Annotated in this window: 11 protein-coding genes; 7 read left to right on the forward strand and 4 right to left on the reverse strand. The window is 71.7% G+C overall.

Annotation, left to right across the window (positions count from 1 at the left end):
- Positions 1-13 precede the first annotated feature (13 nt).
- Both IO30_RS0118930 and IO30_RS0118935 read right to left on the reverse strand, forming a co-directional pair.
- Positions 14-1,180, reverse strand: a complete 1,167-nt coding sequence (locus tag IO30_RS0118930; RefSeq protein WP_031144580.1) for an adenylate/guanylate cyclase domain-containing protein — start codon at positions 1,178-1,180, stop codon at positions 14-16.
- A 234-nt stretch (positions 1,181-1,414) separates the two neighbouring features.
- A complete protein-coding gene (locus IO30_RS0118935) occupies positions 1,415-2,278 on the reverse strand; it encodes a biotin--[acetyl-CoA-carboxylase] ligase (protein WP_051902404.1) in 864 nt (287 codons plus the stop codon).
- Between the two features lie 81 nt (positions 2,279-2,359).
- Between IO30_RS0118935 and IO30_RS0118940 the strand changes: the two genes are divergently transcribed.
- The 6 genes from IO30_RS0118940 to IO30_RS0118965 all read left to right on the forward strand — a co-directional run bounded on the left by IO30_RS0118940 (position 2,360) and on the right by IO30_RS0118965 (position 8,390).
- Positions 2,360-3,670: an RNA-guided endonuclease InsQ/TnpB family protein gene (locus IO30_RS0118940; protein ID WP_078904760.1), complete on the forward strand. Its 1,311-nt coding sequence runs from the start codon at positions 2,360-2,362 to the stop codon at positions 3,668-3,670.
- Positions 3,671-3,719: 49 nt separating this feature from the next.
- A complete protein-coding gene (locus tag IO30_RS0118945; protein ID WP_031144586.1) occupies positions 3,720-5,312 on the forward strand; it encodes an acyl-CoA carboxylase subunit beta in 1,593 nt (530 codons plus the stop codon).
- Positions 5,313-5,330: 18 nt separating this feature from the next.
- Positions 5,331-5,540: an acyl-CoA carboxylase epsilon subunit gene (locus IO30_RS0118950; protein WP_031144588.1), complete on the forward strand. Its 210-nt coding sequence runs from the start codon at positions 5,331-5,333 to the stop codon at positions 5,538-5,540.
- A gap of 112 nt (positions 5,541-5,652) precedes the next feature.
- A complete protein-coding gene (locus IO30_RS46415; protein ID WP_051902406.1) occupies positions 5,653-7,479 on the forward strand; it encodes a protein kinase domain-containing protein in 1,827 nt (608 codons plus the stop codon).
- Between the two features lie 111 nt (positions 7,480-7,590).
- A complete protein-coding gene (mmpB, locus tag IO30_RS45990) occupies positions 7,591-7,728 on the forward strand; it encodes a morphogenic membrane protein MmpB (protein WP_167347269.1) in 138 nt (45 codons plus the stop codon).
- 41 nt (positions 7,729-7,769) lie between these two features.
- Positions 7,770-8,390, forward strand: coding sequence for a nucleoside triphosphate pyrophosphatase (locus tag IO30_RS0118965; protein WP_031144591.1), 621 nt, complete (start codon positions 7,770-7,772; stop codon positions 8,388-8,390).
- Here the strand turns inward: IO30_RS0118965 and IO30_RS0118970 are convergent.
- Positions 8,371-8,829, reverse strand: a complete 459-nt coding sequence (locus tag IO30_RS0118970; protein WP_037894458.1) for a hypothetical protein — start codon at positions 8,827-8,829, stop codon at positions 8,371-8,373. The two genes, IO30_RS0118965 and IO30_RS0118970, sit on opposite strands and share 20 nt — an antisense overlap.
- A 379-nt stretch (positions 8,830-9,208) precedes the next feature.
- Here IO30_RS0118970 and IO30_RS0118975 point away from each other — a divergent pair, with 379 nt between their 5' ends.
- Positions 9,209-10,972 carry an acetyl/propionyl/methylcrotonyl-CoA carboxylase subunit alpha gene (locus IO30_RS0118975; protein WP_031144595.1) on the forward strand — a complete coding sequence of 588 codons (1,764 nt, stop codon included), beginning with the start codon at positions 9,209-9,211 and terminating at the stop codon, positions 10,970-10,972.
- Between the two features lie 103 nt (positions 10,973-11,075).
- On the opposite strand, the gene IO30_RS0118980 is transcribed toward IO30_RS0118975, so the two are convergent.
- The gene (locus IO30_RS0118980; RefSeq protein ID WP_078903681.1) at positions 11,076-12,023 is read right to left on the reverse strand and encodes a DeoR/GlpR family DNA-binding transcription regulator; all 948 of its coding nucleotides are present in this window, start codon (positions 12,021-12,023) and stop codon (positions 11,076-11,078) included.
- Between the last annotated feature and the right edge of the window lie 18 nt (positions 12,024-12,041).

The following is a 12,041-nucleotide window of genomic DNA, read 5'->3' on the forward strand; positions in this document are numbered from 1 at the left end:
CGGTTAACGAGCGTTACCCGGGCAGCTTAGGCTTCCGCCGCGTGAGCGACCAGGGCTCCACGACCCCGAGACCGCGCACCGGCCGCTGCCACATCGGCTGGAGCGCGAAACGGTAGGCCGTGCCCTCCTCGGGCGCCGCTTCCGCCTCCTTCTCCGACACCGGCGCCGCGCCCGTCCTGGCGAGCTCCTCGGCCATCGCGCCGTCCACCAGCACCGCGTCCTTCGGCGCTATGGAGGTGAGGCGGCTCGCCAGGTTCACCGTGGTCCCGAAGACGTCGCCCATGCGGGTCGTCACCGTCCCGAAGGCGATGCCGACGCGCAGCTCCGGCATCTGCGGGTCCGCCTCCATCGTCTCGATGAGGCGCAGGGCGATCTCCGCCGCCGTGCCCGCGTCGTCCGCGCAGTACAGGACCTCGTCGCCCAGCGTCTTGATCAGCCGGCCGCCGTACGCGGCCACCAGGTCCGCCGCCGTCGTCTCGAAGGTCTCGACCAGCTCGCCGAGCTCCTCCTCCTCCAGCCGCCGCGTGAGCCGGGTAAAGCCGACCAGGTCCGCGAAGCCCACCGCGAGCCGCCGGTCGACCATCTCCTCGTCGTCGGCCACCTGCACCACCCGCCCGGTGGCCGCCGCCAGCTGGCGGCGCCACACGTAGACGAGGAACTCCTCCAGCTCCGGCAGCAGCAGCTCGACCAGCGGGTACGTGACCTCCGTACGGGTCATCCCCGGCTCCGGGGGCTCGGTCAGCCCCTCCAGGAAGGAGTCGATCTGCCATTCCGCCAGCCGGGCCGTGGTCTGTCCGGTGGACCGGGCCACCTGCACCGCCATCGGCTCGCTCAGCAGCCCGGCCTCCACCAGACCGGCCAGCCGGCGCAGGGCCAGGACGTCGGCCTCCGTGAGCGCCTTGGCCTGGCCGATGTCGGCGAAGCCCATGGCCCGCCAGAAGCGCGAGGCGAGCTCCATGGACACGCCGGCGCTGCGGGCGGCCTGGAAGGGCGTGTAGCGGCGCTCGGCGCCCAGGATCAGCTGTTCCAGGCGGATGGCGAGCGGGTCGGCCGTCGGCTGGACCGTGTGGTCGACCTCGTGGTGGGGGGTGTGCTGGTCACGCCCGATGGGGGTGACCGGCCCGGATCCGGACCCGCCGGACCCGGCGGACGCGCTGGACGTAGGGTCGTCGACGGTCAAGGGCCGCCTCCTGTCCATTCCGTGCGCACTGACCTGCCGAACCGGTTGATCACCGCGAGGACCGCGATCGCCTAAACCATACGGCAGGTGTGCCGTACCTCACTCCCTCTCTTCGCGGGCCCGGGCCCCTGCGGCCCGCCTTTTGCCGGCCCGTGACGGCGTACCCGCCGGCCCGGCCCGCTCCGCGGCCCCCCGGCCCCGGCGCGGGGCCGGGTTCCGGCCGTACGGGGCCCCTCAGTGGACCGAGCGCAGGTGGATGACGTCGCCCGCGCCGACCGCCTCGTGCTGCCCTTCCGCCGTACGGATCACCAGGCGGCCGTCGGTGTCGACCGCTTCGGCCGTTCCGGTGAGCGTGCGGCCGCCCGGGAGCTCCGCGCGGACGTGCCGGCCGAGGGTGGCGCAGCCCGCCGCGTACGTCTCCTGGAGGCCGCTGGCCGCCGGGTCGCCGCCGGCGGCGCGCCAGTTCCCGTACCACTGCTCCAGGGAGCGCAGGACGGCCCTCAGGAGCGGGTCCCGGTCGGTCACGGTGGCCTTGGCCAGCGCCAGCGAACCCGCGGCGGGCACCGGCAGCTCGTCCTCGGTCAGGGTGACGTTGAGCCCGATCCCGATGACCACGCCGTCGACGACCCGCTCGGCGAGGATCCCGCCGGTCTTGCGCTCCTCCCCGTCCACGGTGACGAGGAGGTCGTTGGGCCATTTGAGGGCGGTGTCCACGCCCGCCGCCCGGGACAGGCCGGTCGCGGTGGCCACCCCGGCCAGCAGGGTCAGCCAGCCCCACTGCTCCGGAGGCACGGCCGGGCCCGGCTTGAGCAGGACGGAGAAGAACAGCCCCGACCGGGTGGGTGCGACCCAGCTGCGGTCGAGCCGCCCCCGCCCGGCGGTCTGCTCCTCGGCGACGAGCACGGCCCCCTCGGGCAGGCTCGCGGCCCGGGCGGCGAGGTCGCTGTTGGTGGACCCGGTGGAGTCGACCACCTCGAGGGAGGTCCACAGCCCGCCCTCGGCGACCACGGCCCGCTGGAGGGCGGCGGCGTTCAGGGGCGGCCGGTCAAGGTTCGACCAACGACCGGCGGAAGCACCTGCTGAGGCATCTGAGGGCATGATCGGATTCCTTATGTCGCCGTGTGTCATCCTCTGACCCGGGATTGCGTTCGGATCTTGACCGACCCTAGCTTCCGGCCCGTGGGGAATTCTGCGGTAAAAAGGGCGTTCAGGTTCCGTTTCTACCCTGACGACGCGCAGGCAACGGAGCTGTCCAGGACATTCGGCTGCGTGCGGAAGGTCTACAACCTGGCGCTCTCCGCCCGCGCGGACGCCCGGGCCCGTCGGGAACGGGTGAACTACGCACAGACCTCAGCGATGCTCACCGCATGGAAGCGGACCGAGGAGCTGGCCTACCTGGGCGAGGTCTCCTGCGTGCCCCTCCAGCAGGCGCTGCGGCACCTGCAGAGCGCTTTCGCCGCTTACTGGGGGAAACGCTCGCACCACCCACGATTCAAGTCGAAGCGGAAGTCCCGGGCCCGCGCCGAGTACACCCGCTCCGCCTTCCGTTTCCGCAACGGTGAGCTCACGCTCGCCAAAATGGCGGATCCACTGCGTGTCATCTGGTCGCGCCCGCTGCCGGACGGCGCCGAGCCGACCACCGTGACCGTGTCCCGGGATCCGGCCGGCCGCTGGTTCGTGTCCATCCTGTTCGAAGACACGCCTGCTCCACTGCCGCCTGCCACACAGGCGGTCGGGATCGATGCCGGGCTGACAACCCTCGTCACCCTGTCCACCGGCGAAAAGATCACCAACCCGAAGCACGAACGCAAGGACCGTGCGCGCCTGGCCCGAGCGCAGCGTGCGCTGTCACGCAAGGAAAAGGGCGGCAAGAACCGGGCCAAGGCGCGGACCCGGGTGGCGAAGATCCGTGCTCAGATCACCGACCGCCGCCGGGATCACCTGCACAAGCTGACGACTCGACTCGTGCGCGAAAACCAAACGCTCGTGATCGAGGACCTCGCGGTCCGGAACATGCTCAAGAACCCAAGGCTCGCCCGCTCCATCGGTGATGCGGCGTGGGGTGAGCTGAGACAGATGCTGGAATACAAGACGGCCTGGTACGGACGTGAGCTGATCGCCGTCGACCGGTGGTTCCCCAGCTCCAAGCTGTGCTCGTCCTGTGGGGCCGTCAACGAGAAGATGGATCTCAGCATCCGCGAGTGGATCTGTGCGCGCTGCGGGACGACCCACGACCGGGACGAGAACGCAGCGATCAACCTCTTGGCCGCCGGGCTGGCGGTGTCTGCCTGTGGAGCGGGCGTAAGTCCTCGGCCGGGGCCCTCCCGGACGGGGCAGCGCGCGGTGAAGCAGGAAGTCCCACCCGCGAGGGTGGGATCCCCTCTCCTTAGGGAAGGTGGCGAGGCCAAGCAACCCACAGTAGGTGTGTCAAACGCCGCACTGCCGAGCGCCATGCCCGCCGTTACGCTACGCACCAGTAGCCAGCAGTAGTCAATCAATTGACCAGGCCGTTGACACCACGCAGGGAGCCGCGACCCCGATGTCACAACCGTCAGAGCCGATCGACATGCACACCACCGCGGGCAAGATCGCGGACCTGCAGCGCCGCATCGACGAGGCCACCCACGCCGGATCGGCGCGCGCCGTCGAGAAGCAGCACGCCAAGGGCAAGCTGACGGCGCGTGAGCGGGTGGCCCTCCTCCTCGACGAGGGCTCGTTCGTGGAGCTGGACGAGTTCGCCCGGCACCGCTCCACCAACTTCGGCCTGGAGAAGACCCGCCCCTACGGCGACGGCGTCGTCACCGGGTACGGCACGGTGGACGGCCGCCCGGTCGCCGTCTTCTCCCAGGACTTCACCGTCTTCGGCGGCGCCCTCGGCGAGGTCTACGGCCAGAAGATCATGAAGGTCATGGACTTCGCGCTGAAGACCGGATGCCCGCTCGTCGGCATCAACGACTCCGGCGGCGCCCGCATCCAGGAGGGCGTCAGCGCCCTCGGCATGTACGGCGAGATCTTCCGCCGCAACGTGCACGCCTCGGGGGTGATCCCGCAGATCAGCCTGGTCGTGGGCCCCTGCGCGGGCGGCGCCGTGTACTCCCCCGCCATCACCGACTTCACGGTCATGGTCGACCAGACCTCGCACATGTTCATCACCGGCCCGGACGTCATCAAGACGGTCACCGGCGAGGACGTCGGCTTCGAGGAACTGGGCGGGGCGCGGACGCACAACAGCACCTCGGGCGTCGCCCACCACATGGCGGGGGACGAGAAGGACGCCATCGAGTACGTCAAGTCCCTGCTGTCGTACCTGCCGTCGAACAACCTCTCCGAGCCGCCGGCCTTCCCGGAGGAGGCGGACACCGAGGTCTCCGACACCGACCGCGAGCTGGACGTGCTGATCCCGGACAGCGCGAACCAGCCGTACGACATGCACACGGTGATCGAGCACGTGCTCGACGACGCGGAGTTCCTGGAGACCCAGTCCCTCTTCGCGCCGAACATCCTCACCGGCTTCGGCCGGGTCGAGGGCCACCCGGTGGGCATCGTCGCCAACCAGCCGATGCAGTTCGCCGGCTGTCTGGACATCGACGCCTCCGAGAAGGCCGCCCGGTTCGTCCGCACGTGCGACGCCTTCAACATCCCGGTGCTGACCTTCGTGGACGTTCCGGGCTTCCTGCCGGGCACGGACCAGGAGTACAACGGAATCATCCGGCGCGGCGCCAAGCTGATCTACGCGTACGCCGAGGCCACCGTCCCGCTGATCACCGTCATCACCCGCAAGGCCTTCGGCGGCGCCTACGACGTCATGGGCTCCAAGCACCTCGGCGCGGACCTCAACCTCGCCTGGCCGACCGCCCAGATCGCCGTCATGGGCGCACAGGGCGCGGTGAACATCCTGCACCGCCGCACCCTCGCCGAAGCCGCTCCCGACGAGGTGGAGGACACCCGGGCGCGTCTGATCGCCGAGTACGAGGACGCACTGCTCAACCCGTACACGGCCGCCGAGCGCGGTTACATCGACGCGGTGGCCATGCCGTCCGAGACCCGGGCGCACGTGGTGAAGGGGCTGCGGCAGCTGCGCACCAAGCGGGAGTCCCTGCCGCCCAAGAAGCACGGCAACATCCCCCTCTAGCCCCTCCAGGAGGTCTCTGTGGTGATCAAGGTCGTCAAGGGCAACCCGACCCCGGAGGAGCTGGCCGCCGCACTGGCGGTGGTCCAAGCGCGCGCCGCGGCGCTGGCCTCGCAGCCGCCGGGCGCGCAGCGGGTGGCCGAAGAATGGTCGGCTCCGGCCCGGGTGGCACGCCACCGGCTGCCGCAGCCGGGGCCGCGCGCGTGGGGGCGTACGTACTGGCCGGGATAGACCCCGGCAGCGGCGGTGGCCGCGGGCGGGCGCCCGCGGCCACGTCCCGGAGGCGGCCCGTGGTGCGTTCGCTACGATCCTGATCTTGTGCAGGATCAAGGGGGCGGATGTCATGAACGGGCCGAACAATGCGTCGGATCACGGAGCCGGGCACGCGGCTCTGCGCCCGCTGGCGGCGGGTGATCCGCGCGAGATCGCCGGATACGGGCTGCTCGCGCGCATCGGCGAGGGCGGCATGGGCTCCGTGTACCTCTCCCGTACGCGCGGCAGCCGGCCCGTGGCGCTGAAGATGATCCGCCGCGAGTACGCCGGCGACCCGGAGTTCCGGCGCCGCTTCGAGCAGGAGGTGAAGTCGGCGCAGCAGGTGCGCGGCTACCACCTCGTACCCGTACTGGACTACGACACGCAGGGCGAGCAGCCGTGGCTCGCCACCGCGTACGTACCGGGCCTCCCACTGGACGAGGCGCTGGACGCCTTCGGACCGCTGCCGCTGCCCGCGGCCCTGCAGCTGGTGGCGTGCGTGGCGCGGGCCCTGGAGTCCGTGCACGCGGTGGGGATCCTCCACCGGGACCTGAAGCCCTCGAACATCATGCTGGCCGCGGACGGCCCGTGGGTGATCGACTTCGGGATCGCGCGCGCCGCCGAGAACACCCGCCTCACCCGTAGCGGGGGATTCATCGGCACTCCGCAGTTCATGTCGCCCGAGCAGGGCGTGGGCGGGGACCTCGGCGCGGCGAGCGACGTGTTCTCGCTCGGGCTGATCGCCGCCGTCGCCGCGACCGGCCGCCACCCGTACGGCGAGGGCAGCGCGCTGACCGTGGCGACGCAGATCGCCAACACCGCCCTGCGGCCGCCGGACCTGTCGGGCTACCCGGACTGGCTGCGGCCGCTGCTGGAGGGCACGCTCGCCGCGGACCCGGCCGCGCGGCCGGAGCCGGGCGAACTGGCACGCCTGTGCGAGCGGTTCGCGGGCCGCGAGGCGGCCGATCTCTCCGGCTGGCTGCCGGAGCCCTGGGCAGCGGCGGTCGCGGCGCGGGAGGCGGAGCTGGACCGGCTCCCGGCGGCCGCTGCGGCTGCGCCTGCTGCGGGCGGCGCGGCGGCGGGTCCCCCGCCCGCGTACGCCCCCACGTACGTTCCCCCGCAGGCGGCGGGGGCCGGACCCTGGTCCGGCGCGCCCTCGGTGCACGGCGCGCCCACGCAGGCGCCCTCGCAGCCGCCGCTCCACCCGCCGGCACCGCCCGCACCGCCCGCAGCCTCCGTGGCCTCCGCCGCGCCCGCCGCGCGCGGAAACCGGGGGCGGCTGCTCGCCGCGGCTGCCGTGGCCCTGGTCGCCGTGACCGGGGGCGCCGCCTGGGCGATATCCGGCGGCTGGGAATCCGGGAACGACGGCAAGGGCGGGACCCGGGCCGAGCAGCCGCAGGACCGGCCCGAGCAGGAACCGGCGCAGCAGCCCGCGCAGCCGTCCGCACGGCCCTCGGCACAGCCGTCCGCGCAGCAGCCCTCGCAGAGCGCCTCGTACGAGGTGATCTTCCAGGACAAGCCCCTGCTCATCGAACCGCCGGCCGGCTCGATCATCACCGTCGATCTGGACGCGCCCAGGGTCCTGCCCAGCGGTGACATCAGCGACAAGGACGTCGAGTTCTACTACATCCTGCAGAACATGAGCTTCCGCAAGGCCATGGCCAAGTCACCCGGCACGACGCCCGAGGTCTGCCGCCAGGCCGTGGACACCGGGCCGCTGCCGGCGGCGCTCTCCAGTACGGCGCTCATCAAGGACGACGCCATCGTCGCGGGCGACGTCCTGTGCTCGGTGACCTCGAAGGGCAATCTCGCGATGCTCCAGATCACCTCGGTCAAGCCGTCGGGCCGGACGTACGACCCGCCCGGTTACGCCGGCAAGCTCACCCTCTGGAAGCAGCCCGCCGGCGCCAAGCCGTAGGGAGGCGTCCCGCCGGTCGCGCCCGCCCGGCCCGGAATGGTGTGAACGGACGGTGGCGCCTGAGTACCCGTACTCAGGCGCCACACCAGTCCCCGGGGACAGGATCGGGGCATGCTCTGGTCCGACCCTAAGAACGAGCCGCCCAAGGACATGCGCGACGCGCAGGCGATGATCCGGCGGCTGACGGTGGTGCTCGCCGTCGCCATGGCCGTGGTGGTCTACGTCCTGGGCGTGGACCTGGGCTTCTAGAGCGCCCCGTACGGGTCCTGGCGGGCCCCTACGATGGCCCCATGACCGTTACCCCGCCGCCCTCGGACGTGCGCAAGCTCGTCCTGGCCTCCGCCTCCCCCGCCCGGCTGAACCTGCTGCGCCAGGCCGGACTCGCCCCGCACGTCATCGTCAGCGGCTTCGACGAGGACGCGCTGAGCCACGACGAGCCGGCCGCCCTGGCGCTGGCCCTCGCCGAGGCGAAGGCCGCCGTGGTGGCGGCCCTGGACGAGGCCGCGGGCACCCTGGTGATCGGCTGCGACTCGGTGCTGGAGCTGGACGGCGAGGCGCTGGGCAAGCCGGCGGACGCCGAGGAGGCCACCGCCCGCTGGAAGTCGATGCGCGGCCGGGCGGGCGTCCTGCGCACCGGACACTGCGTGATCGACACGGTGAGCGGGCGTCAGGTCTCGGCGACGGCGTCCACGACGGTCCGGTTCGGCGAGCCGACGGACGCCGAGGTGGCGGCGTACGTGGCGAGCGGCGAGCCGCTGCACGTGGCGGGCGCCTTCACCCTGGACGGGCTGTCGGCGCCGTTCATCGAGGGCATCGACGGGGACCCGGGCAACGTGATCGGGCTGTCGCTGCCGCTGCTGCGCTCCCTGCTGGCCGAACTGGGTGTGTCCATCACGGATTTGTGGGCCTGAGCTCCCCGAGCGCCGGCGGCGGCGTGTCCTTGACCTCCGCAGGGCCGGGTCTGGCCGCGTAGAGGACGAGGGTCAGGACCACGAGGCACAGGATCACCATCAGCGCCGCGAAGGCGGGCCAGCCGACGAGCGCGACGGCGAGCACGCCGAGCACCCCGTGGGTGACGGCGGCGGTGATGAGCACGATCCGGGCGAAGCGGCCGGGCGCACGGTCCCGCAGGGCGGTGAGGGCCAGCAGCACGGCGCACAGCACCAGGAAGACCCCCATGCCCGCCCCGAGCCCGTAGGTTGCCTTGGACATGACATCCGGATCGCTGCCCGCGATGGACATCGACTGGTTCGCCGTGGTCCTGCCGAGCACGACGTGGACGAGCACGAGCACCGCCGCCTCCACGACGAGCACGGCCGCCGCCAGTGCGGCCACGAGTCTTCGCAGCACGACGCCTCCACCCCCCTCACGTCACAAGCCTGTTCGACGCCCTGGAGGCTACTAACGGGTAAACGTGCGGACAAGGGGTGCGGGCCGCTTCGTTGCCGCAGGTGCCCCTGAACGGCGATCAAGCAAAGAATTGATGACCCGTTCGTAGGGACTCGACAAAGAATCGCCCGGGCCCGCTGACCCGCAGGACAGAGACCCCGACGACGTGACGGGGTTACTGTGCAGTCGGGGATCCCCCTTACGAGGGGCGCCACAAGGGCTTTCCAGCCTAGAGCCCGACTCGAATAACACTCCGTGTGGGCAAGCTCACCACTGGATAAGGGTCGTAAGGCCGTGTGGGCTGTCCCTAAACTCAGCTTGTTTCAAGGAGGGAGCCATCGTGCGCAAGGTGCTCATCGCCAACCGTGGCGAAATCGCTGTCCGCGTTGCTCGGGCCTGCCGGGATGCCGGAATCGGGAGCGTAGCCGTCTACGCCGATCCGGACCGGGACGCCCTGCACGTCCGCGCGGCCGACGAAGCTTTCGCGTTGGGCGGTGACACCCCGGCCGCCAGCTACTTGGACATCTCCAAGGTCCTGCAGGCCGCAGCCGATTCCGGTGCGGACGCCATCCATCCCGGATACGGGTTCCTGTCCGAGAACGCGGAGTTCGCCCAGGCCGTCATCGACGCGGGCCTGACCTGGATCGGCCCGCCGCCGCAGGCCATCCGCGACCTCGGCGACAAGGTCGCCGCCCGGCACATCGCGCAGCGCGCCGGCGCGCCGCTCGTCGCCGGTACGCCGAACCCGGTCTCCGGGGCCGACGAGGTCGTCGCGTTCGCGGAGGAACACGGCCTGCCCATCGCGATCAAGGCCGCCTTCGGTGGTGGCGGCCGCGGCCTGAAGGTCGCCCGCACCCTCGAAGAGGTGCCGGAGCTGTACGACTCCGCCGTCCGCGAGGCCGTGGCCGCCTTCGGCCGCGGCGAGTGCTTCGTCGAGCGTTACCTCGACAAGCCGCGGCACGTCGAGACCCAGTGCCTGGCCGACAGCCACGGCAACGTGGTCGTCGTCTCCACCCGTGACTGCTCGCTCCAGCGCCGTCACCAGAAGCTCGTCGAGGAGGCCCCGGCGCCGTTCCTCACCGAGGCCCAGAACGCCGAGCTGTACGCCGCCTCGAAGGCGATCCTGAAGGAGGCCGGCTACGTCGGCGCCGGCACGGTCGAGTTCCTGGTCTCCGCGGACGGCCTGATCTCCTTCCTGGAGGTCAACACCCGCCTGCAGGTCGAGCACCCGGTCACCGAAGAGGTCTCCGGCATCGACCTGGTCCGCGAGATGTTCCGCATCGCCGACGGCGAGGAGCTCGGCTACGGGGACCCGGTCCTGCGCGGGCACTCCATCGAGTTCCGCATCAACGGCGAGGACCCGGGCCGGGGCTTCCTGCCCGCGCCCGGCACGGTCACCAGGTTCGCCGCCCCGTCCGGTCCGGGCGTCCGCCTCGACGCGGGCGTGGAGTCCGGTTCGGTCATCGGCCCGGCCTGGGACTCCCTGCTGGCGAAGCTGATCGTCACCGGTGCCACCCGCGAGCAGGCCCTCCAGCGGGCCGCCCGCGCCCTGGCCGAGTTCGAGATCGAGGGCATGGCCACCGCCATCCCCTTCCACCGTGCGGTCGTCACGGACCCGGCCTTCGCCCCCACCGACGGGAAGCCGTTCACGGTCTACACCCGCTGGATCGAGACCGAGTTCGTCAACGAGATCCCGGCCTTCACGGCTCCGGCCGCCGAGGACACCGAGGACGAGCCGGGCCGCGAGACGGTGGTCGTCGAGGTCGGCGGCAAGCGCCTTGAGGTCTCCCTGCCGTCCTCGCTGGGCATGACCCTCGCCCGTACCGCCGCCGCGGGCGGCGCGAAGCCCAAGCGCCGCGCCGCCAAGAAGTCCGGTCCGGCCGCTTCCGGTGACACCCTCGCGTCCCCGATGCAGGGCACGATCGTCAAGGTCGCGGTCGAGGAGGGCCAGCAGGTCACCGAGGGCGAGCTGATCGTCGTCCTGGAGGCGATGAAGATGGAGCAGCCGCTCAACGCGCACCGCTCCGGCACCATCGTCGGCCTGACGGCCGAGGTCGGCGCCTCGCTCACCTCCGGCGCCACCATCTGCGAGATCAAGGACTGACCTCCGCGGACACCACGAAGAACCGGCGGGGCCACCACGGCCCCGCCGGTTCTTCGTCGTACGGACTGCGCCTGCCGGACGGACCGGACGGCCATGAAACGCCCTAGCGGCGCCGCATGTCCGCCACCCGGGCCCGCTCCGCCTGCTGTTCCAGCAGACCGGCGGGTGCACTGCGCAGCTGGGCCGTGGGCCCGCCCCGCCGCTGCACCGGCAGGGGTGAGTCCCGGCGCGGGCGCCGCCCCTGCATGCCGTCCACGCCGCCGGAGGCCGTCGACCCCGCCACGGTGATCTGCACGCCCTGGTCGGCCAGCGCCTGGAGCTCCGTGGCCGCGCGGTCGTCGTGCGGCGGCGGCTCGTCCGTGACCAGCCGGGTCATCACGTCGGTCGGCACGGTCTGGAACATGGTGTCGGTGCCGAGCTTCGTGTGGTCGGCCAGCACCACCACCTCGGCGGCCGCCTGCACCAGCGCCCGGTCCACGCTCGCGGACAGCATGTTGGACGTGGACAGGCCGCGCTCGGCGGTCAGTCCGCTGCCCGACAGGAAGGCCCGGGAGACCCGCAGGCCCTGGAGGGACTGCTCGGCCCCGCTGCCCACGAGGGCGTAGTTGGACCCGCGCAGGGTCCCGCCCGTCATCACGACCTCCACCCGGTTGGCGTGCGCCAGTGCCTGGGCGACGAGCAGCGAGTTGGTGACGACGGTCAGTCCGGGCACCCGTGCGAGCCGGCGGGCCAGCTCCTGGGTCGTGGTGCCCGCGCCGACGACGACGGCCTCGCCCTCTTCGACGAGGCCGGCCGCGACATCGGCGATGGCGGTCTTCTCCGCCGTCGCGAGATGGGACTTTTGCGGAAAGCCGGACTCCCGCGTGAAACCGCCCGGCAATACCGCACCGCCGTGTCGGCGGTCGAGGAGTCCTTCTGCCTCCAGTGCCCGCACGTCCCGCCGTACGGTCACTTCGGAGGTCTGGACGACGCGGGCGAGCTCCCGGAGCGATACCGCTCCGTTGGCCCGCACCATTTCGAGGATCAATTGGCGACGTTCTGCAGCGAACACGAAACTGACAGTAACCCC

The organism is Streptomyces xanthophaeus (assembly GCF_000725805.1).
Classification (GTDB): Bacteria; Actinomycetota; Actinomycetes; order Streptomycetales; family Streptomycetaceae; genus Streptomyces; species Streptomyces xanthophaeus.